The sequence below is a fragment of the Paraflavitalea sp. CAU 1676 genome (genome assembly GCF_029223285.1).
GTDB lineage: Bacteria > Bacteroidota > Bacteroidia > Chitinophagales > Chitinophagaceae > Paraflavitalea.
Genome location: NZ_JARHUJ010000005.1, coordinates 41,163 through 66,089, shown reverse-complemented (window position 1 = coordinate 66,089; position 24,927 = coordinate 41,163). Strand labels below are relative to the sequence as shown.

Here is a 24,927-nt window from a genome sequence, read left to right as displayed (position 1 = left end):
TTAAGCGCGTTTCTTATAACTGAGGATCGCCCATCCGTTAAGGAATACGGCAAAGGCTCCCACGACCAGCAATTGCCGGCTGATATCGGCCAGGCTGCTTCCCTTGAGGATCACCATACGCATGACTTCAACAAAGTAAGCGACGGGATTGAACCTGGTGACCACCTGTGCCCATTCCGGCATACTGTCGATGGACGTATACAAACCACCCAACAGGATAAACACCATCATCATAAAGAAAGACAATAACATACCCTGTTGCTGATTGGCGGTATAGGTAGAAAGCAGCAAGCCAAGCCCCAGTACTGCCAACAGGTAAACAGCGGCAAATACATAGATCGTTAAAAGATTGCCCACTGGTATTACATCGTACGCAAACCTTGCCAACAGCATCCCGAGGCTCAAGACGATGATACCGAGTACCCAAAAAGGGATGAGTTTGCCAAGTATGAAATGATAGTTCCGGATAGGCGTTACGTTGATCTGTTCAATGGTGCCGATCTCCTTCTCCTTTACAATGTTGAGCGAAGCGAGGAATGCGCCTACCATCGTTACCAATACCACCAGGATGCCTGGCACCATGAACAGGCGGTAGTTCATGGATGGGTTGAACCAGTTGGAGGAGGTGACGGCTATGTTGAGCTCCGGACTGAAGCGGGGAAACTGAATCCATTCCGTTCGCACCTGGCTGTTGAAGTCCTGTATGATGGTGCGCAGGTAAGCTGCGCCCAGGTTGGCCTTTACACCATTGATCGCATTGACCGCCATAAAGAGGGTTGCTTCATCTTCCTTCACCAGGTTCTTTTCGAAAGCCGCCGGTATCTCCAGTACGAGATCGGCCTTATCTTTCTCCACTTCCGCTATCGCCTCATTGTAGGAGGCAGTATAGTGGTCGAGCTGGAAGTATCCGGAGGCGGTGATCTTCGAAACCAGTTTACGGGCATAGTCGGAATGATCACGATCCACCACGCTTAGCTTGATGTTCTTCACCTCGTAATCGGCCGCACGTGGCAGGATCATCAACTGTATCAGCGGCATAATGAACAGCACGCGAAGGATAGCCGGGTCGCGAAAGATCTGCCGGAACTCTTTTTCCAGGATAAATTTCAAGGTTCTCATGCCAATCTGATTTTGAATTTCTTAATGGCCAGGGTGAGCAGGAAGAGGGTCATACCAGTTAGAACGAGCGTCTCTTTCCAGATTGCCGAAAAGCCCAGGCCTTTGATCATTACCGAACGCACTATATCATAATACCATTTGGAAGGCACGGCATGTGCTATAACCCGTAACGGCAACGGCATGTTCTCGATAGGAAACATAAAGCCGCTCAACATCACCGTAGGCAGGAACAAGCCCACCATCGAAATGAACATAGCGGTTTGTTGCGAAGCGGTGGAAGATGATATCAGCAATCCCAGCGTGAGCGAGGTAATGATGAAGAGTATGCTCTCTCCGATCAGCAGCAAGAGGCTTCCATTGATCGGCACATCGAGCACAAATACACTCAGCAACAGGATGCTGGCGATATTGATCATCGACAGCAACAAGTAGGGAACTGCCTTGGCGGTTACGATCTTCATGGGCCTTATTGGTGATACCAGCATGATCTCCATGGTGCCCGTTTCTTTTTCCTTCACAATTGTGATAGCTGTCATCATGGTACAAACCAACATCAATACCATGGCCATCACGCCCGGCACATAACTGTAGGCCCCTTTCAGCTGGGGGTTGTACAACATTTGCAGTTCGGTCTTGATGGTATAGGGCAGTTTGCGGCCATGGGTTACCCGGTCCTGGTAATCCATGATCACTGCGGTGGCGTAGTTGGTGAGTGTGGTGGCCACGTTAGGATCGGAGGCATCGGCGATCAGCTGTATCTGGGCGGTATTAAAATGTTGCAGATCGGTATTGAACTGCTGGGGTATTACCACCGCCAGTTTGATATCTCCTTTCTTAAAGGCAGCTTCTATTTCTTTATAGGAGTGCAGGTCTCTCACTACATCGAAATAGCGGCTCGCGTCCAGTTGAGTACGGATGGCTGCGGAGGCTACATCGTGTGCATTGTCGAGCAGGCCAATCTTCGAGTTCTTGACCTCATTGGTGAGGGCAAACCCGAATATGATGATCTGCATGATGGGCATACCCAGCAATATGAAAAGGGTACGCCTGTCGCGCGCGATGTGGTGAAATTCCTTTTTAACAAACGATAGAAACTGTTTCATGTCTGTTGATCTCTTTAATGATGGGCCACTGCTGGCCTGATTAATCAGCGTTCCTGGTGGCCTTTCTGGCCAGTTTCAGGAATACTTCATCCATCGAAGCTGCCTGTAAGGAGCGTTTCAGTTCGCGGGGCGTATCGAGGGCATCGATACGTCCGTCGACCATGATGGATACCCGGTTGCAGTACTCTGCTTCATCCATATAATGCGTGGTCACAAATACGGTAATTCCATTGGCGGCAGCCTGATAGATCATATTCCAGAACTCGCGCCTGGTTACCGGATCTACGCCACCAGTGGGTTCATCAAGGAACACGATGCCGGGTTCGTGGAAGATTGCCACGGAAAAGGCCAACTTCTGTTTCCACCCCAGTGGCAGGGATTTCACCAGCTTGCTGCCTTCGCTCTCCATGTGCAGCTCTTTGAGCAGGAAGGCTGTTTTCTCTTTGATGAAGGCATCGCTTTTGCCGTAAATGCCGGCATAAAAGCGGATGTTCTCTTTTACCGTGAGGTCTTCGTAGAGCGAGAACTTCTGGCTCATGTAGCCGATATTCCTTTTGATCTGTTCCGTTTGCCGGTATACATCGAAGCCTGCCACGGTGGCTTTGCCACCGGTGGGGATCGACAATCCGCACAGCATACGCATGGCGGTCGTTTTACCGGCGCCGTTGGCCCCGAGGAATCCGAAGATCTCGCCTTTCTGCACCTCGAAGGAGATGCCGTCTACGGCGGTAAAATCGCCGAAACGTTTGGTGAGTCCTTCTGCTTGGATAGCTATGTTTTGAGACATCTTATTTAGTTTTTCATCAGGTCCATGAAACAATCTTCAATATCGGGCTCTACGGCTTTGATCTCTACCTGTTGATGACCTTTCTGTTCGAGGTATTGACGAAGCTCCGTTATGTCGTGGTTGCCACGCATCACCGCATGATGATATTCGCCAAAGGGATAGGCATCGGCTACGGCGCCGGACCCTTTAAGATCATTGAGCAACGGGAGCATCTTCTCTGCCCGCACCGCCAGCAGCGGTTTGCCAAAGGCAGCGCGCACGCCGGCGGGCGTATCTACCGAAAGCAGTTTTCCGCTTTGCACCAGGGCTACCCGGTCGCAGAGACTGGCTTCATCCATATAGGGTGTGGACACAAGGATGGTGATTCCCTGTTGCTTCAGCTTGCGCAGCATTTCCCAGAACTCTTTGCGCGATACAGAATCGACACCGGTGGTGGGCTCGTCGAGAAAGAGGATGGATGGGCGATGGATGAGGGCGCAACTAAGTGCCAGCTTCTGCTTCATACCTCCCGACAGTTTTCCTGCACGGCGGTCTTTAAAGGGCTCTATCTGCGAATAGATATCCTTCACCAGGTCGTAGTTCTCATCGATGGAGGTATTGAAGATCGTGGCAAAGAACTCCATGTTCTCGGCAACGGTGAGGTCCTGGTACAGGGAGAACTTACCCGGCATGTATCCTACCCGGTTGCGGATCTGCTTAAAATCCTTCACCACATCGAGCCCGTCGACGGTGGCATGGCCCCCATCGGGCAACAGCAAGGTGGTGAGGATGCGAAAGAGGGATGTTTTGCCGGCACCATCGGGACCAATGATCCCGAACAGCTCGCCTTGTTCTGCCTGGAAGGATATTCCATGCAGGGCTTCCACGATGTCCTTTTTCTTGCCGTAACGTTTTACAATATTTTCAGCGACTACTGCTGGCATAATTCATAGTTGTAGCGTAATCAAAACTTTACTTCTCCGTACATGCCGATCTTGATAAAGCCGTCGTTCTTTACTTTGACCTTGATGGCGTACACCAGGTTGGCCCGTTCTTCTTTCGTTTGGATGGTTTTGGGCGTAAACTCGGCCTTATCGGATATCCAGGTGATCGTTCCGGAATATTCCCGGTAAGCTTCGGCCCCGTTATCGATCAACACCTTTACCGGCTGATTCAGTTTCACCTGCGATAATTGCGTACCGGTGATATAAGCGCGCAGCGTCATGGTCGACAGGTCGGCGATCTTGTACAGGGCTTTACCGGTGGAGGTCATCTCCCCTGCTTCTGCGTATTTGGTGATCACGGTTCCGTTGACAGGATTCGTGATGCCTGCGCGTTTCAACTGATCGTCGAGCTGGGCCACTCTTTTCTCCATGGGCTTTCCTTCGCTGAGGATGCTGCGGTTCTGCGTACCGATATTACTGCGTTGTACATTGATCTGCTGGCGCGTTACATCCATTTGCTTTTTCACTACATCGATCTCGGCATTGAGGTCGTCGAGCTGTTTGCCGGTGGCGGCATCCTGCTTCAACAGGTTTTCGGTACGTTGCTTTTCGCGCTGCAGGCGGTCGAGCTGCGATTGCTGTACGATGAGCTGATCCTGGAGCAACTTTATCTGCGGTGTGAGGTCGGCCGTTTTTTCGCGGAGCGCCTCGATGCTGGCTTGCACCTGGTCTTTCTGGAGGGAGAGGTTTTCCGCATCGATGGTGCCGATCACCTTCCCCTTACTAATGGAATCGCCTTCCATAACGTCGAAGCTGAGCAGCTTGCCGGTGAGCTCTGCCGATACGATCACTTCATCGACCTCGAAGGAACCGGAAGCATCGTACGTGACTTTGTTGCGGTTGCAGGCCAAGAGCGCAATAGCCGCTACAAGCATACCTGTCATCAATTTTTTCATACTTATATATTTTACCTGTTGCTATTATTTGATTGTGGGAGACCGGGCGCTGGTGTTGATCAAGCGGCCCGGCGTTCGTTCATTATTGGTTACCTGATATGGTTTCGTAATTGATCTTTGCCTGCAGCCATTGCAGCCGGTGTGCGATGAGGGACAGCCTGGACTGGTCTTCGGCATTTACTTCGCGCAGGTAATCGTTGGCCGTGATGACACCATTTTCCAGCTGCGCATTGGCGGCCTCTTTTACTTTTGAGCGGATATCGATGATCTGCTCATCGGACTCCATGAGCTGCTGCAGTTTGTTCAACTCCGATTGCTGCTGCTTCAACTGCGTATTCGTGTTGAGCAGGAACAGGTCTTTCTGCACATCCACCATACGTTGATTGACGTTGAGCAATTGCCGTTCTTTTTTGGTGGTATAGAGATTACCCAGCGACCAGTTCAGTCTTAGCCCTGCGATATAATACCAGCTGAAATCGTTCTTCAGCATATCGAGTGCCGGCCGGGCGTAACCGCCCTGTACAAAGAGGCTGGTCTTGGGCCTGTTTCTCGCAGTGATCACCTGGTTCTGCGTTTTGAAGAGGCTGTCCTGGTAGGTGAATAGTTTCAACTCCGGCCGATTGATACCGGGCGCCATGATATAGGTGCGGGTAACGGGCATCTGCAAGGCGGTTGTTTCCGGCAAGGGTTTGTTGAGGAAGAGCGAGAGTACTTCGAGCCAGCCTTTGCGGGTGGCGCGGAGCTCGATGGTACGTTGTTCGGCCTTGAGCAATTCGGCTTCGAGTACCAGTTGATTGGACCGGAATGCTGTTCCGTTGTTGACCTGTGCGGTAACGCGTTTAATGCCGAGCTGTATATCTTTCTTCACGAGCTCGGTTTGTTTCAATTGTTCATCGAGCAGGAGAATGCCGAGGTAAAACTGGTTGATGCGTTCCTTCACTTTGTACAGATCGACTTCTGCCCGCTGGTCTTCTACCAGGGCATTTACCTGTTGCAGGTTCTTTTGAGCGCCCACTGTGCCTCCATCATACAGCAACTGCGTAGCTTCTGCCTGTACGCGGTATTGATCTTTCGACATGGTGGGAATCTCAAATCCCGGCACCCGTAAGGGAATGCTCGTAACCTGCGACTGGTAAGAAGCCTGCCCTGAAACGGTTACCTGTGGCAGGTAGTTCTTGTTGAGGTTGTCGATGGTAAGGTCGGCTGTTTGCTTTACCAGGTTCTTTTGTTTGATGAGCGGATAGTTCTCTCTGGAGAGATCGTATGCCTGCTCAAGCGTGAGAAGGGTACTATCCTGCGCCCATACCGGCGCTGACACGAACAGCGCAAGGGCAGTAATCCAATGTTTAACCATAATATTTAACCATTTGGTCAGTGTACATAAAAAAAATAGCTATGCTTTGATTGCGTCAATGACAAACTCTGCCACCAGTTTTTTACGCTGTTCCATTAATACCATGAATTGTTCATTACTCAGCTCGAATACGCTGGTGGCGATGGGCCTGCCCACGAAAGGGAATATGCACATCGAGATCATGTTGATCATGAGGTGAAAGGGATGTATCGGTTTGATGTTCCCCGCCTCGATTTCGCGCTGTATCTGTGCGGCAAATTCCCGCACAGGGGGCATACGCCCGCCCCAGATCCTGGTGATGAATTCGGCAGGGTTCTTATGCACTTCATTCAACACGAATATGGGAATGAAGGGATTTTCCATCATGAGGTTGATGTAATGCTCTACGAAGGTTCTGATCTTATCGAAGATGGGTATATCGGCTTCGAAGAGGATGCTGATGCGGGGCAAGAATTTCATGGCAGCCTCTTCAAATACCATGTCGAACAGCTTTTCCTTGCTGCGGAAATAATAATGCAGGAGTGCTTTGTTAATACCGGCCCGGTCGGCTATGTCTTGCATGCGGGCGCCGGCAAGCCCCTGCTCAATAAATACGGCCCTGGCTGCCGCCAGTATCTTCTGTTCCGTCGTTTGATCCTTATTCAACTCTTCAACCATACAGTTTAACCAAATAGTTAAACCAAAGGTAAATACAGGATCGCTACACTGCCAAGCAATTCGGCAGGAAAATTTTGGCGGACAGCTATGTCTTTAGAAATCAATGCAGTTCACCCTGCAGGATGTGTCCGCAAACGCGGAAGCCACCTTTGAGCAGGGTGGCTTTGGAGATCATGTTTTTGATATTGCAGCGGGCGGAAGGTATCCGGTTCATGGAATAGGCGGCTTTTTTGAGCTCCTGAACCATGAGCGTACCCAACCCAATGCGCCGATAGGCTTCGTGCACATCGTAATAAATATCGGCATAGGGCATATTGTAATTGAGGAACATGCCGCCGGTAGCCACCACTACCCCCTCTTCCATCATGACAAAGGGCCGGTCGTCGGGGTGGCCGCTTTCGACGGTTTCGCCCTGCTGGAATATCCGGTTGCCCATGGGGAAGTTGGTGGGGAAGTCGTCTTCAAACAGGATGGCTTCGGCATAAATATGGGTGGCCTGTTCGAACAACATCGAAGTGATGAGTGCATCATTCGACTGGCACTCGATAAAAGGTGTTTTGGCTGCGTTGCGCAGGGCGGTAAAACATTCGCGGGCCCAGCGGCGAAAGCCCGGCAGTACGTAAAACTCGAAGATAGAGTCCCTGTCGGCCCGGTTCTCTTTACCCCATACGGAACCATAACCGATGGTCTGCCCATCGAGGGTAAAGACATAGGCGTCGGCCCAACCATAGAGGTGGCATTTGTTGTGGACATACTGGAAACTGGCTTCGTGCAGAAACAGTACGCGCAAGGGTTCTATTTCGTGCAGGGAGGATTGGGTGGCGAGGATCTCCATTGTCGTCAAGTTTAAGATGTTCGACTCATTTTGTAACACCAGGACTCGCTGCAGCCTACTGTTCCTGGTATAAAATAAAATATTCGTACAACCCCAATCTTTTGTACTCTTCGGGTACAGCCTTAATAATTGAAGTTCTTTCTCCCGGATAGCGGAACAACATAAAGGTATATGGAAAAGCCGGTTCAATGGGTGTTTTTCCCGGTGTAGGATGAATCGATTCCACTAACACTTTTTCCAGTCCCACCCACTTAGACTTATAAAAAGCGAACAGGCCGGTTTGCCCATAGTTCGATTCATATACAAGACGCTGGCTGGGAATGTATGTTGGATTAAAGAAGGACTCCACTTTAAAATCACCGGTTGCGTTGTCATACAAATACCCAACCTGTGCGTCACGTGGACAGCATCCCACTCCACTGTAAGAACTGACAACATAGTCCTTGTATCCATCGCCGTTAACGTCCTGCAGGGTATCTCCGGTTGTTTCCAGAAAGGCGGTATCCATCACCAATTTACTCAGGCGATCGTTCTTTGAAAGATAAATATCTGAATAGACAAGATAACCCTCCGGGTAGTCGCCGCGGCGCCATCTTACGAGCAGGTGTTTTTTGTCTGCCGAAAACAGAGTTCCATAGTCCCAGGTGGCATAGATACCCTGACCTGATTTGTCGGGCGATCCCTTTATCAAACCATGCGCCGAATCCTTATTCAACGTATTGCTAACAGCAGCCAGCATTACCGGGGTCAGCGAGTCGATCTGCAAGCTATCGTGACGAAGCAGGTCGTCATGAGTAAAGCTGATGGATGCATTGTTTTCTGGGGATGTATCGGCCAAAGCATCAGCAACACTCGTGGATGGCTGCGAGTCTTTATGACGCGCTTGTCCGCATGAAACTACCAATACCGCTATTAAAATGCTGATGTATTTCATTCACCAATAATTACAATGTTTGCCGGTTTCTTTGGGAGCGTAATATTTGTTCGGCCCAGGAGATGGTGCTGGCCAATTCTTCGTTTTCATATTCATAGAAAGCAGTTTCCAACCGGGCGATCATGGCGTCGCTCAACAACCAATTGATCAACAACTGTGTTGCGGGGCCCCCTTTCCTTTGGCCCCTATCGAATAACAGGTGTTGTTGTGCATAGACATAGTTGGCCAGGTGTTTTGTAGCCGCCTTTCCCCTTTCACTTTCCCAAACCGTCAGCAACTTTTCGGTTCCGGGATACTCATTGAAAATGGCAGTAAAATAACTTTCGAATTCATCAGCTGCATTTTCTGAATCATCCAGCAAAAGACATTTCCATAGCTCATACATGAATAACTCAATTGCTTCCTGCTCCCGCTTTTCCCAGGATCGCCAGTTACCATATTCCAGTTTTTCAAAAATAACCACTACCCAATAAGGCGGGTCTAATGCTGCTACCAATTCCAGTATGCGCGGCAGGAAATGTTTAAAATCGTCCACATCGCCCCAGGTAGTCATTGCCTTTCCTGAAAAAGTGGCTAATTGATTGGCGGTAAGGTCTCTTAGCGGCGCTGCAAAGAGGTCGCTTGTCCACGACTCTATCCTATCAGCCAGTAACGGACTTGCATGCATTTGCCGGTTGGCGGGATAAACGCTGAATACCTCATAGAGTTCCAATATGGCTGTCAGTAAACGGGGAGTCATCTTTCCAGGGATCATTTAAGCTAACGGCATGGGCGCCACTAATGTAACAAATTAACGACCTCCCTATAACGAATAAGCCGCCATTTTTCGGCCGTAAAACTTCAAAGTTGATAAACTTAACGCAGGTCCAAATTACAAGGGTTTTCAGGGCCCAATCGGCCGCTTTTTTGTATCTTTCTGAAAGGATCGCTGGTTCCTTCTTTTTATGAACTTCTCTCTACTTTTAAATTTCCCTATTTCGAGCAAACCCGCCATGGGACTGCATCCGCCAATTCACTTGGCAAAAAATCCGCATTCAGCCTGCATTTGAGCCCTGTTACCTCACTATTCCCTCGGAGTTCCCTTGGACCTCCCTCAGACTTCCTTTGCCCTTCCCATCGGCTTACCCAGGGAGTACTCTGGACTTGAACGGAGAGTGACCGGGCAGCGATCAGACAGCGATCACCCCAACATCAGGCAACGATTACAACCTGCCTTTCGCGGGGGAATGGCGCCGGCCCGGCACCGAAGTGGTAGCGACATCCGCGGCGAATGCGCACCAGGTCGCCTAAGGGTGCTCAAAGGGTTGTCTGCAGGTTCTACAGGAGTCCTACTCCACGCTGGTTTTTAGAGCACCCTCAGACCACTCCCAGTGAACCCCCAGTGAACTATTAGTGTACAACCCGCGTGCTTCCGGCGCATCCCGGGTGGCCCGGAAGCCTCCACGTTGGCCTGAATACGCCGAAAACCGCCAACTTAAGCACTACACATTGTAGCCAGATTGCCCAAACATAGGATCTATAGATTGACGTTTCAGGCAAGTTCCAGGCAAGTGGCAGGCAAGTTCCAGACAAGTGGCAGTGAAGTGGCAACGGAGAGGAGGTTAATTTGCCCCTCTCCGCCTTCCTTCATTGGTTCTGGCAAAGTTTTATTCGGCCCAGCTCATCGTATAGTCCGGATTTTCAATCATTACTGCCTCCATGGTTAATTGCAGGGGATGGAATGTATCGACCATGACCGCCAATTCTTTGGTTTCCTTCGCCCCGATGCTCTTTTCAACAGCTCCGGGATGAGGTCCGTGGGGTATGCCGCCGGGGTGCAGGGTGATCATTCCGCGGGTCACATTTTTGCGGCTCATGAAGTCTCCATCCACATAATACAACAGCTCATCGCTGTCGATATTGCTGTGGTTGTAAGGTGCCGGGACTGCCTGGGGATGATAATCGAACAGACGCGGGCAGAATGAACAAACCACATAATTGTTACCCTCGAAGGTTTGGTGTACTGGCGGCGGCTGGTGCACCCGGCCGGTGATGGGTTCGAAGTCATGTATACTAAAGGCAAAGGGATAACAGCATCCATCCCACCCTACTACATCAAACGGATGATGACCATAGTGAATGCCATACAACATGCCCTTCTTTTTCGTTTTGATCAGGAAATCGCCCTTCTCATCAAAAGAAGGCAGGTTTTGCGGTGCCCGGATGTCACGTTCGCAATAAGGCGCATGTTCGAGCAACTGACCGTACTTGCTTAGGTATCTTTTGGGGAAACGAATGGGGCTGAATGATTCTACTATGAACAGGCGATTGTGGTTATCGGCAAACTGGATCTGATAAATGGTGCCACGGGGTATCACCAGGTAATCTCCATAGTCAAAAGGCAATTCACCATACATGGTACGCAATACGCCCTTGCCTTCGTGCACAAAGATCATTTCATCGGCATCGGCATTCTTGAAAAAATAGCCGTTCATGCTCTCCGAGGGCGCTGCCAGCACTACATGGCAATCATTGTTGACCAATATCGCCCGGCGGCTTTGCAGATAGTCTTCTTCGGGCTTGATCTTAAACCCTTCAAAGCTCCGGTGTTTCAGCATTTTCTCCTCAGCCACCACCGGCGCTACGTTTATTGGTTCGTCGGTGCTGATGATCTGCGTAGGTGGATGACAATGATAAAGCAGGGAATAGTCGTTGGAGAATCCTTCGGTGGAAAACAACTGTTCGGAATACAGGGTTCCGTCTGATTTGCGGAATTGCGTATGGCGTTTATGGGGTACTTTCCCCAGTTTATGATAGTAAGGCATTACAACTGTTTGATTTGAGGTTTGTAAATTGAACCAATCTCAGCGCCGGCCCTATGAGCAGGCAGGTTGCTGATCGACAGACAAAAACAGCGATATAAGTCGGGCATTACCTGCCGGCGACGGCAAGTGGCGGATTGAGCGGTCAAACAGTTGGGCTGCTTTCGAGAGACACCATCAGGAAATAGTATTTCCAGCGGCGCTTATCGATCCAATAGGTGAAATTGCGGTGAAATGGCATAATTTCAATCGTTGCTATAAAGATAGGAAATACCCGATTACCATGGCACAACCAATTACTACCACGCAACTCCAGACCGTTGGCTTACTCATTATCCGGAACCGGCAGCTTTTGCTGGCTTTCAGCAACAACAAACAATGCTTTTATTTACCGGGCGGTAAGGTCGATGCCGGTGAAACGCCCCAGCAGGCGCTATGCCGGGAAATTGCCGAAGAACTGAACATTCAACTAACTCCTGCTGACCTGGTCTTCTACACCCATACGACGGCCCCCGCCTACGGCGAACGAACGGGAATTATTATGGAGCAGGATTGCTATTTCGTGAACCGGCCGGTGGAACCGGTTGCCTCGGCGGAGATCGGGAAGATCGCTTACTTCACGATCGATACCTACCTGCTGGAAGAAAATCGTGCACCCGGTGCAGTTATGGTCCTGGAGCAATTGAAACAGGATGGGTTTATAGATTGAGGCAGGCAAAGGCTGCTGTTTTGCTTTCGTGCAGGACCAACAAAAATCAGCCTATCCCAGCCTTCTGGCAATAATCGACCGCAGTTTTTCGGGATCGTTCTTATAGGCCTCTATTTCACCAATCTTTGTTCGCACAAACGTTCTCAAATAATCGGTAGGTGCTGTTGCGTGGGACAACTTCTTATTGACCAGGTTAAAACCTACTCCTTTGATCGTATAGACGATCCCCCAGGGAATTCCCCACCAGCCGGCAAATAAGGTGGTGGTCATCGCCTTATTCCAGGTCTTTCTCAATGCTTCGGGACTGCCCACTACAATCTGTGGCCGATACTGGGTAAAAAACACATAACTCTTCACCGTTACGATCATATTAGCATTCAAATCCATATCGGAAGCGCCGTTTTACGCATCGATCTCCGCTACGGTATACTCTTTCTGCTGCGCATCGACTGCATTTGAAAACTGTGCAGAAAGGCCTCTCCTTTCGATCTCGCTCTTAACAACGGCTGTAGCCTCCGGTGTAAGTCCTTCCATCCGCTGCGTAAGGATCGCTACCAATTCTTCATCAGATTTTCTGCGATAAGTATCTTCAATAAATTTCAGGTCAACATTGCTCATGGTCGGGGTTTGGCCCAGCAAAATAGTCAAATTGGGTAACAGTGTCAATCACACCCTTACATTTAGATTTGCGGGCATCTTGCTTTTGGCCTCTTTGCGGGAATAGACAATATTTGTGCAAGCGGATCAACATCACTTCAATCATCCTGTTCACCTGTTCTCTTGTTATCTTCGCTGCCTTATTGTTTCCTGCATGACACGAATTGGATTGATCTCGGATACGCATAGCTACCTCGACCCGGCAGTTTTCAAGCATTTTGACAATTGCGACGAGATCTGGCATGCCGGCGATTTCGGCACCCTGGCGCTCGCCGATCAACTGAAAGATTTCAAACCACTGAAAGGTGTTTACGGCAATATCGATGGCAACGATATCCGGCGCGTGTTTCCTGAAAAGCTGCGTTGGACGTGTGAGGGCGTAGAGGTCTATATGACGCATATCGGAGGATACCCACCCCGGTATACGCCGGCAGTGAAGAAGGAGCTGACGGCCAATCCGCCGCAGCTGTTCATCGACGGCCATTCGCATATCCTGAAAGTGATGTTCGACGACCAACTGCAATGCCTGCACATGAACCCCGGTGCTGCCGGCAGGGAAGGCTGGCACAAAGTGCGTACCCTTATCACGTTCGTGATCGACGGCAAAACCATGCGCGACTGTAATGTGATCGAACTGGGCAACCGCTAAGCCCGGCTTTTTTCGTAACTTACCCTCTCTGCTGCTTACTGCTTTCGCACTATGCCTGATCTGCCCGAAAGTTTAACCCTGATGGGCCAACCTTCTGCCTAAAATTTCGTATATTAAAGGTAGAAGAGACCTTTTAGGAATTTCACCCACCAAATCATACAGTCATTGCTGCCATTGTACATACCAATGGAAACAGTCGCATGAGGACAGGTGGCTTCGTCCTTGTTTTCCTCATGGCTTTTTTGCCCGCCAGCGCAGACCATATCACCGGCGGTGAAACTCACTATACCCTCCTCAGCATCACCAACGGCCAATACCGCTACCATGTTACCGTAAAACTCTTCATGGATTGTTTCAGCAACCGGCAATTCAGCAACCCAGGCGTGATCGGGATCTTCAATAAAGGCACCAATGCCCGTGTTACGGACGTTACTGTTTCGCTGGCCAACCAGGAAACACTCAACCTTACCGATGCCGGTCCCTGCATCACCAACCCGCCGGCCGTTTGTTATAAAGTAGCTTATTATATTTTCGACGTTACGCTGCCAGGTTCAGCCGATGGCTACGTGCTGGCTACGCAGGTCAACTACCGGGTAAATGGCATCAGCAACCTGACCAGTGGCTACAGTAATGTAGGCGCCACCTATTGCGGGGAGATCCCGGGCACCAACTCACACCCCGATGGCCCCAATAACAACAGCGCCCGGTTTACCGGTGATGATATGGTCATCGTATGCGCCAATAATTCGTTCACGTACGATTTTGGTGCGGTAGACAACGACACCAAAGATGTACTGTCTTATTCTTTCTGCGAAGCCTATGTAGGCGGTTCTATCGGTGGCGGCGGTAATGCTACTCCTCCCAACCCGCCTCCTTATTTTCCCGTTCCGTATGGTAATGGTTTTAATGGCAGCGTTCCGTTGGGCATCGATGTAAAGATCAATCCCAATACCGGCATGATCACGGGCATTGCGCCTTCGGAGGGTACCTATGTCGTAACCGTATGCGTGCAGGAGATCCGTGACAGCAAGGTGATCGCCACCCAACGAAAAGACCTGCAGATCAAGATCACCTCCTGTAATGTGGCTGCGGCTTCTATTCCTCCTGCCTATATGCTTTGTGGCAACACGCAAACCATCAACTTGGTGAACCTGTCGACCAGTCCGCTCATCAACAGCCATAACTGGGAGATCTTCAACGAAGCCGGTTCGAAGCTTTTTTCGGCTACCACACCTACGGCTTCCTTTAATTTCACGGATACCGGTACTTATTCCGTTAGACTCGTCATCAACCGCAATGGACAATGTGCCGACTCGTCCACCGCCATTGCGCGCGTGTACCCGGGTTTTGAACCCGCCTTTACGGTGGCCGGCATCTGCGTCAATAAACCCACCCAATTCCACGATGCTACTACTTCCGTGTATGGCATCGTGAATAAATGGTCGTGGGATTTTGCCCAACCGGGTGATCCTGCTGCCCTGTCGATAGCACAGCATCCCATCTATACTTATTCGTCGCTGGGCGTTAAGAACGTGCGGCTCATCGTGAACGATTCAAAGGGTTGTATCGATACTTTGTTTAAACCTATATCGATCGTCGACAAACCGCCTATCTTACTGGCTTTCCGCGATACGCTGATCTGTCCGCCCGACGCGCTGCGGCTGAAAGCCAATGGCGGCGGCATCTTTAGCTGGGACCCTGCGCCTACCCTGACGGATGGCAATACCCCCACCCCAACAGTATCGCCTGTTGTGAACTCCAAATATTATGTTACGCTGAATGACAATGGCTGCATCAACCGCGATTCGGTACAGGTGCGGGTGGTGGACCATGTAACACTGGAGGTGATGGATGATACCATTATTTGCCAGAGCGATGCCATTCAACTGCGACTTACTTCTGATGCGCTGCGGTACGAATGGACACCGCCTCAACAGTTGATAAATCCCTATATGGCCATTCCTACTGCCACTACCCCCATCACTACCCTGTACAAAGTCACGGCCTTTATCAGTAACTGCCGGGCTACAGGAGATGTGGAAGTAAAAGCAGTACCCTACCCGGTTGCCAATGCCGGCCCGGATATCATGATCTGTCACGACGCGATGGTTCAATTGAATGGCAGTACAGATGGGAAGTCGGTGGACTGGACGCCCGCTTCGACGCTTAGCAATCCGAAGATCCTGAATCCGGTGGCCAAACCCAAAGGAACAACCGACTATGTGCTTGCCGCTTATGATGACAAGGGATGTACCAAGGCCGGCCGGGATACGGTGAAAGTAACGGTGCTGCCGGATATCATTGCTTTTGCCGGAAGGGATACGGCGGCTATCGTTGGGCAACCGATGCATTTACAAGCTAGCGGCGGCATCAAATATACCTGGATACCTGCCGAAGGGCTATCGGCTTCCGATATTGCGAACCCTGTTGTAACCCATTTTTATCCTTCGCCCGGTATTAAATACAAAGTGCTGGTGTATAATGAAGCGAATTGTGTAGACTCGGCCTTTGTGATGGTGAGGGTGTTCAAAACACGTCCATCCATCTTTGTACCATCGGCTTTTTCGCCCAACGGCGACCGGAACAATGACGTGTTCCGGTTTATCGCTGCCGGTATGGAACGCATCGAGTTCTTCCAGGTATTCAACCGATGGGGGCAGATGGTGTACAGCACTACTTCGGGTGAAACCGGCTGGGATGGCACGCTGGGCGGCAAACCCCAATCGCCGGGCATGTACGTGTGGTCCGTGAAAGCCGTCGACTATACCGGCGCTATTTATACGCAAAAAGGCACCGTAACGCTGGTGCGGTAGGTTAGCTGTTGATCAACCCCACCCCCAACGTTATCATCGAAACAGCCAGCAGCAAGGCACCTATGTAGAGCATACGGATCCATGCGTTGGGTGTTGTTCTTCCCTTACCGGCTGCCGCGGCGAAAAATCCTCCACTGATCAGGATGGCCGACAGCGGCATGCCGATGCGCACCAGCCACAGCCAGTTGATGGGCAGCGTGGCATAATCGCACAACACTTCTCCGATGAGCGACAGGATCACGATGACGCCGGCGTGCGCATGGCCTGCCCGGAACATCGACTTTTGAAAGGGGGTAAGGCCGAGGCCATCCATCCTCCCCGACAGTACGCGCAACAGGAAGGCACCACCGAATTCGATGGAGGGTACCGTGATGAAGATGATGCCGCAGAGAAGCCTTGACATTTCTGACATATAGCAGGTTTTTAATACCTAAAGGTACCTGATCGGGGAAGCCGTTTCATTGATAAATGTTAAGAAAAGGCATCCAGGCAACTGAGGCAACCAGGCAACGAGGGAAGAAAGGCAGCGAGGCAGCGAGACATTCCCGACATGCGTCGGGACAACTGAGGCACCGAGGGAATACAGGAAATGGGCATTGGGAGGCAGGCGGAGAGAACGTAAGAGCGCTGGAAAGCTGCATCCGGGCGGCGTAAAAGGCTTTTCATAAAAAAGCCGGCACTTGATCGAACCCGGCCGTCCGGCGCCGTGTTAAGGGGCTATCAGCCATTAAAAACAAATAACTAACTATGATCACCCGCATCTGGCACGGCCGCACCCGCACCGCCGACGCCGACGTTTATCGCCAATACGTTATCGACACCGGAATCCCCGACTATTTATCTACGCCCGGCAACCGGGGCGCTCATATCTGGCAAAGAACAGAAGGCGACATTACTCATATCTGGACCGTTTCGTGGTGGGACAGCTACGACAGCATCCGTGCTTTTGCCGGTGATGAGCTGGAAAAAGCGCGCTACTATGAGGAAGACAAAAAATACCTGCTGGAATTTGAACCGCAGGTTATACACTGTGATACCTATGTTTTTCAGGCCGGTCCCTCGGTGTGATGCAAAAGTCTTTCAGCGCCGGGTTTCGGTAGGATACGTATGTTCTCAGGCGAGACCTTCAGTGTGATTCTAAGCATTTCAGCAGGGGCCTTCGGTTTAATCGGCCGCCCGGGCTGTATCGCCCTGGATCTCGACACAGTGCTCGGACAACAACTTCAGCTGACCATTTTGCTTCTGGATCACCAGCCCACAGCGCTGGTTGTCGTTGAAGGTCGTGTCTTTCCAGATACCGTTGCCGCGCCAACGCGAGCTGACGATGGCCGTATTGCCATCGATGATGATCTCCAGCTCGGACCGGTCGGCCTTCAGCACTTTGTAATAGTCCGCCCCCAGCACTTCGAGGTTCTGGGCCCTGGTGCTGGTTCCGCCCACCGATGTGAAGTACACAAAGGACTTGCCATAGATACTCTCCATGGCCGCCACATTCTTCGTATTCCAGGAGCTATCGTAATGACCAACGAAGGCGGCCACTTCTTCCCGGGTAAGGCTGACGGCATTTGGTGTGGCATCGGAAGGCGGTAACTGACTGCAGGCAGCCAGCAGTACCATGTACAGGATGGTCCATGCTTTCATACTGATCGATTTACTATGAATTTAACGTAAAACGGTGTAAGCGGCGCTGGTGCGGCCGTGCAGGAGCTGTATTGACTGCGGACAACTGTATACTGCGTATCAATGCATTACTCTTACCTACAAAAGACCCTTATTGATACACGATAAAAATGCATCCCGGTATTTTTCGCTGACCGGTATCCGCTCCGTACCTACGAACACATGATTGTCTTCTATGCGGCGTATATGATGCCGGTTAACGATATAGGATAGGTGCACCCTCGAAAAATGCGCCGGTAGTGTTTCTTCCAATTCCTTCATCCGTTTGTACACCACATGCTTTGCTTCCTTCGTGTGAAAGATCACATAATCTTTAAGTCCTTCTATCAACAACACATCGTCGTATTCCACTTGCACGATGGCCTTGCCGGTTTTCAGGAACAATTTCCGGGAGCTGTTGGCCGGATCTGCAGCCGCGGCAGGCGTTGCCCCCGACTTCACGACCTTATTGATGGCCAACAGAAAACGCTCGAAGGTGATGGGCTTTAGCAGGTAATCGACCGCATTCTTTTCGTAGCTGTCGACGGCAAATTCGGAGTAGGCAGTTGTGAAGATAAATGGCTGATCGGGCGGCAGCAGCGATACCAGCTGCATGCCCGACAGGTGCGGCATATTGATATCGAGGAAGATGAGATCGGGTTTCGCCTCCTTTAGGTAACTCAATGCCTCCAGTGCATTGTAGCATTTGTGCTGCAAATGGAGGTAAGGCACCTGGCTGATGTATTCTTCCAGCAAGTTCACCGCAAAGGGTTCATCGTCTATGACCAGGCAGTTGATCGTCATGCTACCGGAAATTTAAGGATGGCTTTATAGCAATGATCTGTTTTTTCGGTACTCAAAGTAAAGTCATTTCCAAATAAGATGGTGAGCCGTTTGCGCAGGTTGGTGAGCCCTACCCCACCCTTGCCATTGTGTTCCTGCTGGTGGTGACTGTTGCCGGTTATAAAGTGCAGGTATCCATCGTGCTGCTCCAGGGTGATCGATACCTCGTTCTGCGTTACCGCCTTATCGATGCCGTGCTTAAAGATATTTTCCACCAGCGGAATCAGGAGCATGGGCGGTATCAGCAGGGAATCATTGACGCCGTCGGGATCGAAGGTAAGTGTGGCTTTGTGCAGCATGCGTATCTGTTCCAGCTCGATATAGTTCTTCAGAAACCCGATCTCGTTACGGAGTGGTACGCGTTCCATAGGTGCCTCATCTACAAAATACCGCATGATATCGGAAAGGCGCGCCACCACTTCGGCCGTCTTTTCATTTTTGGTATAAGCCAGGTAGTAAATATTATTCAGCGTATTGAACAGGAAATGGGGCTGCACCTGTGCCTTCAGCAAATTGAGCTCGGATGCCAGCTGCTGGTGCTTCATCTCCTCCTGTTTGCGCAACAGGTGCAGGTAATCGATGGTGATGCTCAGTAGAGCGCCAAACAGGAATGCAAGGAAGTTGGTGATGAATACAAAGGAGAAGTGGGGCAAGCGCCAATCGTAAAATGTGGAATGAATCGGCTTCAATGCCTGTTGCTCCGCATACATGCGCGCGACTACCAATGCACCAACGAATAGGGTACTGATGAGGAAATAAAGGGGTTTACGATCGGTTTTGTAGTACCGGGGTATCAGCCAGGCTGCATTGCCGTATACTGCCAGCAGATAAGTGATGGTGGCAATGGATACCGATAATACACCGAATATCGGCTGCTCCCATTTCTGAATGGAGTATAGGATGAGGAATATATAGAACAATACCCACACGGCTGCCTGTACGCGCAGCAGTCTTCTCCTTAATGCTTTATCTATTGCCGGCACGGTCATATGTATCAAAGTACGCAAATTGCGGCAAACGGACTATTATCCGGGACGGCCTTCGACGGGTGGCCGTTGTTTTTCGACGTTTTCCGGCTGGCGCGAATGGTCGAAAAAATGGCAGTGTGCAGCGAACGTCTTTTTTGCCAGTAGCAGGGTGTGGTAATATTGTTTTACCAAAATCTGTTAATGCTTAATACTTCCAATTATGAAATGCATTTTATCAACCTTGCTGCTGATGGCAGCCATTTTTATCAACCCGATCCATTCGCTGGCACAAACAAATCCGGAAGAAGCCGGTGTTAAAGCCTGCCTGGAGAACTATATGAGCGGCGATGGCAACCGGATGGAGAAGGCCTTCCACCCATCGGCCAGTATGAAATACGTCGACTTCCAGACCGGCGAATACAAGGATGTGCCCATTGCCGATTTCCTGGCACGCATTAAAGCCAACACGAGCAAACCCGACAGAAAGGTCGAGCTCCTGAGTCTGAACATCGAAGGCACAGCGGCACAGGCCAAGATCAAATTAGAGACCGGCCAGGCGATCATGTATGATTATATGAACCTGCTGAAGATCGGGGGCGAATGGAAGATCGTGAGTAAGATATTTTCCCGCCAGAAATAGGAAAGGATAGCCATGAAACAGTATACCCGCCAGTGTGCCTTGGGAAGGCCTGGCGGGTTTTATAATAATCTTTTATTAACCAGGTGGAGAAATGCTTCCCGGTAGGAAGCGCTTACAGGGAGTTTCACCTTGTCGATCACCACCTGATTATCGGCTATGTGTTGTATATGGTCGATGTTGACGATGTAGGAATTGTGGATGCGGATAAAATTGGCGGGCAGTTGTTCTTCCAGTTCTTTCATCCGTTTATAGATCAGCATCTTGCTGCCGGCCGTTACCACGTTCACGTACTCTTTGAGTGCCTCGAGGTAGAGTATCTTCTCGTATTCTACTTTAACGAGTTGCTTGCCCGACTTGACGAAGATATAAGCGGCAGCTGGTGTGGCCGATGGCGGAAGCGGATCGGACTTCACAGGCTGCAGCAGTGACTGAGCTTTAGCGACGGCCTGCATGAAGCGTTTGAAGGTGATGGGTTTCAGCAGGTAATCTACCGCGTTGTATTCATACCCTTCCAGGGCGTAATTGGCATAAGCAGTGCTGAAGATGATGTGCTGTTCTTTGGGCAGCATGGCGGCGAGGTCCATGCCCGATAACTGGGGCATGTTGATATCCATAAAGATGAGGTGCACGCTATCGGTTTTGAGAAACTCCAACACCTCAAAGGCATCGAAGCATTTTGCCTTCAATTGCAGGAAGGGCACTTTGCGGATGTGGTCTTCCAGCAACTGTACCGCATTGGGCTCATCATCTACTATGAGACAGGTTATATTACTCACAGGGGAATATTTAAGTGGGCCATAAACATGCCATCTTTCTTTTCGGTTTCGAGCGTATAATCATTGCCAAACAATAAATGCAGGCGGGAGCGAAGGTTGGGTAGTCCGTTACCACCAGGCTGCGATGCTTCCATTTCTTCGAGGAGGCGGTTGACCACCAACAGATCAAGCCGCTTTGCATCGACCGTTATTTTGATGGCCAGGATATTTTCTTCACTCCGTTTATTGATACCGTGCTTGAACACATTCTCTACCAAAGGTATCAATAACATGGGAGGAATGCTAATACCCTCCACCTCACCGGCAACGTGAAACCTGGTCTCCAGCGGATGCCGCATGCGCATTTTTTCGAGGTGTATATAGTCGCGGATAAAATCGATCTCCCGGTCGAGCCCGATCTTTTCCTTCGGGCCTTCATCGACAAAATAACGCATGATGTTGGAGAGCCTTTCGAGCAGGATGGCGGTGGAGGGCGATTCGCGCTGCGCCACGAAGTAGATATTGTTGAGGGTATTGAACAGGAAGTGGGGCTGCACCTGTGCTTTGAGCAGGTTGAGCTCGGCCTCGGCCGTACGGCGTTGTAATTGCTCCTGCTGTTTGCGCATGGTGAAGTAATCGAAGGCCAGGCGCAGGGGCAGACTGAACAGGAATATCAGCAGGTTGAGAAAGAAGAGGCCCATATACACCCGGGGCTTTACATCGCTGAGCTTTTCCTCCGCTGCGCCATAAATATACTGCTGTGCGAACAGCTCCGTAAAGATCTCGGCCATGGTAACGCCAGCCAGCAGCAAAATGACCAGCAGTACATATAATAGTTTCCGCCGGCGGCGGTAGAACACTGGTACCAGCCAAAGCGAATTCGCATACATGATCGATGCAAAATAGACGGTGTAACATACTGCCCGGATGACGCCCTGCAGTATCTCCTGTTTTTCGTGGTAATACATGGCGAAGATGATCACGGCAAAGCAGGTCCAGATGATCACCTGCATCCTTATCATATTGGCCTTGTGGCTGACTGGTTTCATACGATGTCAAATTTAGCGGCCCCGGCCGGATGCTTACGAATGGATTCAATCATTGTACTGTTTTGTTCAACGGATGGATCGGTTTAATCAATCGGCCGGGCCGTTGAATTTCCGCCCTTATTAATTGAATGTGTTTGCCGGACGTTTTTGCGGGCGCCAATTTTGGGTTCTAAAACATTCCACATGGACAGGTTCCTTTTACTCGCGATGACCTTATTGCTTACGCATATCAGCCATTGCCAATCGCTGCTGAAAGCCGGTGACCCTACGATCCGGTACGAGCTCATCAAGCCCACTGTTACCCTCTACAAGATAGCGACTACCGATTCAACCGGCAAGGTATTGACCGAGTTTACCTGCCGCAATACGGTGTCGGTGAACCCCGACAAGGGCTGGGTGATTGTAACCCAGCAGTTCCACTTGCCCGATGGGCGTACCCTGCTCGACTCGACGATCGCGGATTTGAAGACGCTGGCGCCGGTGCGGATGCGGATGGTGACAACCCCTCATTTCATGAAGATGGACCTTCGCTTTGCCGCCCGGGAAGTATATGCCGTTGCCGACAAGGGCGGCCATCTCATAGATACGCTGCACCGTATGGAGGAGGGTTATTTCGACTCGAACCTGCTCGAGTACCTGATCGGCCTGCTGCCTTATAAAAAGGGTTTCAATGCCCGGCTGAATGTTTACACCTTCGAGCGCAATGGCATGGACCCCTGGCAGGTGGAGTATGTGGGAGAAGATATGCTGGGCCTGGCCGGGGGCGGTACCGTTCAGTGCTATGTAGCCCGCACGGGCAATGCCGGCGTGGCGCCGGATGCGATGGCCTGGATCGAGAAAGCTACCGGCAAAGTCGTGAAGCGGGTGATACCGATGGGGAAGATGTATTATGTGATCACGAAAGTATAGCCATGAAAAAAGCCGCTTATCGAAAGCGGCTTTTTCTATTTTCTTCGGAAGGCGGGTTAGTACCGCCTGATTTTTTTTTAGTGCATGCCTGGGAACAAAGGTCTTGCGATTCCTTCCCTGAAAGGCCAGGGTACAGATACCAGGATGATGAGGAGTGCTATCAAAAAGAACCAGAAGGCCTTTTTGTGGGCTGATGCGTCTACTGCTCTTTTTACCTTTCCACGGCCGATGGTGATCAATACGATGGCGATGAGCATGCCGGTCAGGTGCTCGATGGCGAAGAAGCGGTAAGCGCTGTTCTTCATCACTTCGCCCATGCCGCTCGACTGGATGAGCTTAAGGCCCCAGGGACCAACGATCCACTGATACAAACCAACCAGGAAGGTTGTATGGGCTGCTATCATCAGGAACAGGTCTACCTTTTGGTCGCCGGCATTCACCAGTCTCTTCTTATTCATGCCGCCGAGGTGACGGAACAATGCTACCAGCAATAAAATGAGGATGACCCAGCGAAGCGTGTTGTGCAGATGCAGTAAACCTGTATACATAATGTTTCAGCTTTTGAAGGTGTGATAATTTCAAAATCGGGCCAAAGCTACAACGCAAAACCCAATTTTCCCCTACTCCACCCAGTCGGCCAGAAATATGTTGGTATCGCGGGTGCCGCCGTTGTTGCGGTTGCTGCAGAACACGATCTTCTTTCCATTGGGGCTGAACATCGGGAATGCGTCGAAACCCTTGTCGCGGCTGATCTTTTGCAGGTTGCTGCCATCTTCGTTGATGGTGTACAGGTTGAAGGGAAACCCTCTTTTGTATTCGTGATTAGACGCAAAGATGATCCTTTTGCTATCGGGCATGAATGCGGGCGCCCAGTTGGCCTGTCCGTAAGAAGTTACCTGGTGGGCATTGGAGCCGTCGGCATTGGCCACCCATACTTCCATATTGGTAGGCGCTACGAGGTTTTCGGCCAGCAGGTCTTTGTACTCCTTGATAGCGGCTTCGGTTTGCGGGCGGGATGCGCGCCAGATGATCTTTTTACCATCGGGGCTAAACCAGGCTCCGCCATCATAACCAAGGGTATTGGTGATTCGTTTTTCTTTTCCGCTCTTCAGGTCCATGATGTACAGTTCGATGTCGCCATCCTTGACGCTGGTGTAGATCATTTTCGTTCCGTCGGGCGAAAGTGTCGCTTCAGCATCGTATCCGGACGATTTGGTCAGCTGTTTGACGATCTTGCCGTTGAGGTCGGCCATGAATATATCGAAGCTGGCGTAGAGTGGCCAGATGTATTTGTTGCCGTACTTGGAACGGTCTGGCACCGGTGGACACTCATCACCACCCAGGTGGGTGGATGCATAGATCACGTGTTTGCCATCTTTGGTAAAGAAGCCGCAGGTTGTACGTCCTTTACCGGTACTTACTTGTTTGTACTCGAACTTTTCACCGGCGGCGGGTACCTTTCCGATATACATTTGATCGCAGGGTATCCCGTCTTTGGCACTGGTGCGCTGGAATATGAGGTACTTACCATCGTAGCTGAAATAGGCTTCGGCATTGTCACCGCCGAAGGTCAGCTGCTGAATATTTTTGAAGTGTGTCTCTTCCGGATACTGCAGGGTATCTCCGGCATGGGGCGCCAACGGCGCGGGCTGCGTATTGGGTTTGAATGCAGTGATAGCAGCAAGGGTTCCTGCACTGAGCAGTACTAAGGCAAGGGATCTTCTCATGTTGTTCATTTTTTTAACAAGGCTGTAACAGCGGGCACAAAGGTATTTTGGAGGCTTTCCTTTTTTGTCAGAATATTGTC

At 50.6% G+C, this 24,927-nt stretch carries 27 protein-coding genes; 6 read left to right on the top strand and 21 right to left on the bottom strand.

The window, feature by feature from the left end:
* The 11 genes from P2H89_RS16725 to P2H89_RS16675 all read right to left on the bottom strand — a co-directional run bounded on the left by P2H89_RS16725 (position 1) and on the right by P2H89_RS16675 (position 11,472).
* Positions 1 to 1,119, bottom strand: coding sequence for an ABC transporter permease (locus P2H89_RS16725; RefSeq protein ID WP_275828845.1), 1,119 nt, complete (start codon positions 1,117 to 1,119; stop codon positions 1 to 3).
* Positions 1,116 to 2,222 (bottom strand): ABC transporter permease, encoded by a 1,107-nt coding sequence (locus P2H89_RS16720; RefSeq protein WP_275828843.1) that lies wholly within the window; start codon positions 2,220 to 2,222, stop codon positions 1,116 to 1,118. Before P2H89_RS16720 ends, P2H89_RS16725 begins: the two co-directional genes overlap by 4 nt.
* A 40-nt stretch (positions 2,223 to 2,262) precedes the next feature.
* Positions 2,263 to 3,009: an ABC transporter ATP-binding protein gene (locus P2H89_RS16715; protein WP_275828841.1), complete on the bottom strand. Its 747-nt coding sequence runs from the start codon at positions 3,007 to 3,009 to the stop codon at positions 2,263 to 2,265.
* 5 nt (positions 3,010 to 3,014) lie between these two features.
* The gene (locus P2H89_RS16710) at positions 3,015 to 3,932 is read right to left on the bottom strand and encodes an ABC transporter ATP-binding protein (protein ID WP_275828839.1); all 918 of its coding nucleotides are present in this window, start codon (positions 3,930 to 3,932) and stop codon (positions 3,015 to 3,017) included.
* Positions 3,933 to 3,952: 20 nt separating this feature from the next.
* Complete coding sequence (locus tag P2H89_RS16705; RefSeq protein WP_275828837.1) at positions 3,953 to 4,888, bottom strand: HlyD family efflux transporter periplasmic adaptor subunit; 936 nt, start codon at positions 4,886 to 4,888, stop codon at positions 3,953 to 3,955.
* An 82-nt stretch (positions 4,889 to 4,970) separates the two neighbouring features.
* Positions 4,971 to 6,242, bottom strand: coding sequence for a TolC family protein (locus P2H89_RS16700; protein ID WP_275828835.1), 1,272 nt, complete (start codon positions 6,240 to 6,242; stop codon positions 4,971 to 4,973).
* A gap of 39 nt (positions 6,243 to 6,281) precedes the next feature.
* Positions 6,282 to 6,899, bottom strand: coding sequence for a TetR/AcrR family transcriptional regulator (locus P2H89_RS16695; RefSeq protein ID WP_275828832.1), 618 nt, complete (start codon positions 6,897 to 6,899; stop codon positions 6,282 to 6,284).
* 100 nt (positions 6,900 to 6,999) lie between these two features.
* A complete protein-coding gene (locus P2H89_RS16690) occupies positions 7,000 to 7,734 on the bottom strand; it encodes a GNAT family N-acetyltransferase (RefSeq protein WP_275828830.1) in 735 nt (244 codons plus the stop codon).
* A 55-nt stretch (positions 7,735 to 7,789) separates the two neighbouring features.
* Positions 7,790 to 8,668, bottom strand: a complete 879-nt coding sequence (locus tag P2H89_RS16685) for a hypothetical protein (RefSeq protein ID WP_275828828.1) — start codon at positions 8,666 to 8,668, stop codon at positions 7,790 to 7,792.
* 10 nt (positions 8,669 to 8,678) lie between these two features.
* A complete protein-coding gene (locus tag P2H89_RS16680; RefSeq protein WP_275828826.1) occupies positions 8,679 to 9,407 on the bottom strand; it encodes a hypothetical protein in 729 nt (242 codons plus the stop codon).
* A 907-nt stretch (positions 9,408 to 10,314) separates the two neighbouring features.
* Positions 10,315 to 11,472, bottom strand: a complete 1,158-nt coding sequence (locus P2H89_RS16675) for a homogentisate 1,2-dioxygenase (protein ID WP_275828824.1) — start codon at positions 11,470 to 11,472, stop codon at positions 10,315 to 10,317.
* A 280-nt stretch (positions 11,473 to 11,752) separates the two neighbouring features.
* On the opposite strand from P2H89_RS16675, the gene P2H89_RS16670 reads away from it, so the two are divergent.
* The gene (locus P2H89_RS16670) at positions 11,753 to 12,178 is read left to right on the top strand and encodes an NUDIX domain-containing protein (RefSeq protein ID WP_275828822.1); all 426 of its coding nucleotides are present in this window, start codon (positions 11,753 to 11,755) and stop codon (positions 12,176 to 12,178) included.
* 51 nt (positions 12,179 to 12,229) lie between these two features.
* Here the strand turns inward: P2H89_RS16670 and P2H89_RS16665 are convergent, their stop codons facing one another.
* Positions 12,230 to 12,565: a hypothetical protein gene (locus tag P2H89_RS16665; RefSeq protein ID WP_275828820.1), complete on the bottom strand. Its 336-nt coding sequence runs from the start codon at positions 12,563 to 12,565 to the stop codon at positions 12,230 to 12,232.
* Positions 12,566 to 12,580: 15 nt separating this feature from the next.
* Positions 12,581 to 12,796: a hypothetical protein gene (locus tag P2H89_RS16660; RefSeq protein ID WP_275828818.1), complete on the bottom strand. Its 216-nt coding sequence runs from the start codon at positions 12,794 to 12,796 to the stop codon at positions 12,581 to 12,583.
* Positions 12,797 to 12,989: 193 nt separating this feature from the next.
* On the opposite strand from P2H89_RS16660, the gene P2H89_RS16655 reads away from it, so the two are divergent.
* Together P2H89_RS16655 and P2H89_RS16650 are read left to right on the top strand one after the other, a co-directional pair.
* Complete coding sequence (locus P2H89_RS16655) at positions 12,990 to 13,484, top strand: metallophosphoesterase family protein (RefSeq protein WP_275828816.1); 495 nt, start codon at positions 12,990 to 12,992, stop codon at positions 13,482 to 13,484.
* 200 nt (positions 13,485 to 13,684) lie between these two features.
* The gene (locus tag P2H89_RS16650) at positions 13,685 to 16,297 is read left to right on the top strand and encodes a gliding motility-associated C-terminal domain-containing protein (RefSeq protein WP_275828815.1); all 2,613 of its coding nucleotides are present in this window, start codon (positions 13,685 to 13,687) and stop codon (positions 16,295 to 16,297) included.
* A gap of 1 nt (position 16,298) precedes the next feature.
* Here the strand turns inward: P2H89_RS16650 and P2H89_RS16645 are convergent, their stop codons facing one another.
* Complete coding sequence (locus tag P2H89_RS16645) at positions 16,299 to 16,709, bottom strand: hypothetical protein (protein ID WP_275828813.1); 411 nt, start codon at positions 16,707 to 16,709, stop codon at positions 16,299 to 16,301.
* 335 nt (positions 16,710 to 17,044) lie between these two features.
* On the opposite strand from P2H89_RS16645, the gene P2H89_RS16640 reads away from it, so the two are divergent.
* A complete protein-coding gene (locus P2H89_RS16640) occupies positions 17,045 to 17,365 on the top strand; it encodes an antibiotic biosynthesis monooxygenase (protein ID WP_275828811.1) in 321 nt (106 codons plus the stop codon).
* Between the two features lie 96 nt (positions 17,366 to 17,461).
* Here P2H89_RS16640 and P2H89_RS16635 read toward each other — a convergent pair whose 3' ends face one another.
* From P2H89_RS16635 to P2H89_RS16625, 3 genes are all read right to left on the bottom strand, one after another.
* Positions 17,462 to 17,938 carry a nuclear transport factor 2 family protein gene (locus P2H89_RS16635; RefSeq protein WP_275828809.1) on the bottom strand — a complete coding sequence of 159 codons (477 nt, stop codon included), beginning with the start codon at positions 17,936 to 17,938 and terminating at the stop codon, positions 17,462 to 17,464.
* 117 nt (positions 17,939 to 18,055) lie between these two features.
* On the bottom strand, positions 18,056 to 18,760 hold the full coding sequence (locus P2H89_RS16630; protein ID WP_275828807.1) for a LytTR family DNA-binding domain-containing protein: 705 nt from the start codon (positions 18,758 to 18,760) through the stop codon (positions 18,056 to 18,058).
* On the bottom strand, positions 18,757 to 19,788 hold the full coding sequence (locus P2H89_RS16625; RefSeq protein WP_275830003.1) for a histidine kinase: 1,032 nt from the start codon (positions 19,786 to 19,788) through the stop codon (positions 18,757 to 18,759). Before P2H89_RS16625 ends, P2H89_RS16630 begins: the two co-directional genes overlap by 4 nt.
* A gap of 199 nt (positions 19,789 to 19,987) precedes the next feature.
* On the opposite strand from P2H89_RS16625, the gene P2H89_RS16620 reads away from it, so the two are divergent.
* Positions 19,988 to 20,407, top strand: a complete 420-nt coding sequence (locus P2H89_RS16620; RefSeq protein ID WP_275828805.1) for a nuclear transport factor 2 family protein — start codon at positions 19,988 to 19,990, stop codon at positions 20,405 to 20,407.
* Between the two features lie 59 nt (positions 20,408 to 20,466).
* On the opposite strand, the gene P2H89_RS16615 is transcribed toward P2H89_RS16620, so the two are convergent.
* Positions 20,467 to 21,183, bottom strand: a complete 717-nt coding sequence (locus tag P2H89_RS16615) for a LytTR family DNA-binding domain-containing protein (RefSeq protein WP_275828804.1) — start codon at positions 21,181 to 21,183, stop codon at positions 20,467 to 20,469.
* Positions 21,180 to 22,211 carry a histidine kinase gene (locus P2H89_RS16610; protein WP_275828802.1) on the bottom strand — a complete coding sequence of 344 codons (1,032 nt, stop codon included), beginning with the start codon at positions 22,209 to 22,211 and terminating at the stop codon, positions 21,180 to 21,182. The genes P2H89_RS16615 and P2H89_RS16610 overlap by 4 nt, the downstream gene beginning before the upstream one ends.
* 183 nt (positions 22,212 to 22,394) lie before the next feature.
* Between P2H89_RS16610 and P2H89_RS16605 the strand changes: the two genes are divergently transcribed.
* Positions 22,395 to 23,120 carry a hypothetical protein gene (locus P2H89_RS16605; protein WP_275828800.1) on the top strand — a complete coding sequence of 242 codons (726 nt, stop codon included), beginning with the start codon at positions 22,395 to 22,397 and terminating at the stop codon, positions 23,118 to 23,120.
* A 77-nt stretch (positions 23,121 to 23,197) separates the two neighbouring features.
* On the opposite strand, the gene P2H89_RS16600 is transcribed toward P2H89_RS16605, so the two are convergent.
* Both P2H89_RS16600 and P2H89_RS16595 read right to left on the bottom strand, forming a co-directional pair.
* Positions 23,198 to 23,668, bottom strand: coding sequence for a hypothetical protein (locus P2H89_RS16600; RefSeq protein ID WP_275828798.1), 471 nt, complete (start codon positions 23,666 to 23,668; stop codon positions 23,198 to 23,200).
* A 72-nt stretch (positions 23,669 to 23,740) separates the two neighbouring features.
* On the bottom strand, positions 23,741 to 24,847 hold the full coding sequence (locus P2H89_RS16595) for a hypothetical protein (protein WP_275828796.1): 1,107 nt from the start codon (positions 24,845 to 24,847) through the stop codon (positions 23,741 to 23,743).
* Positions 24,848 to 24,927: the final 80 nt, after the last annotated feature.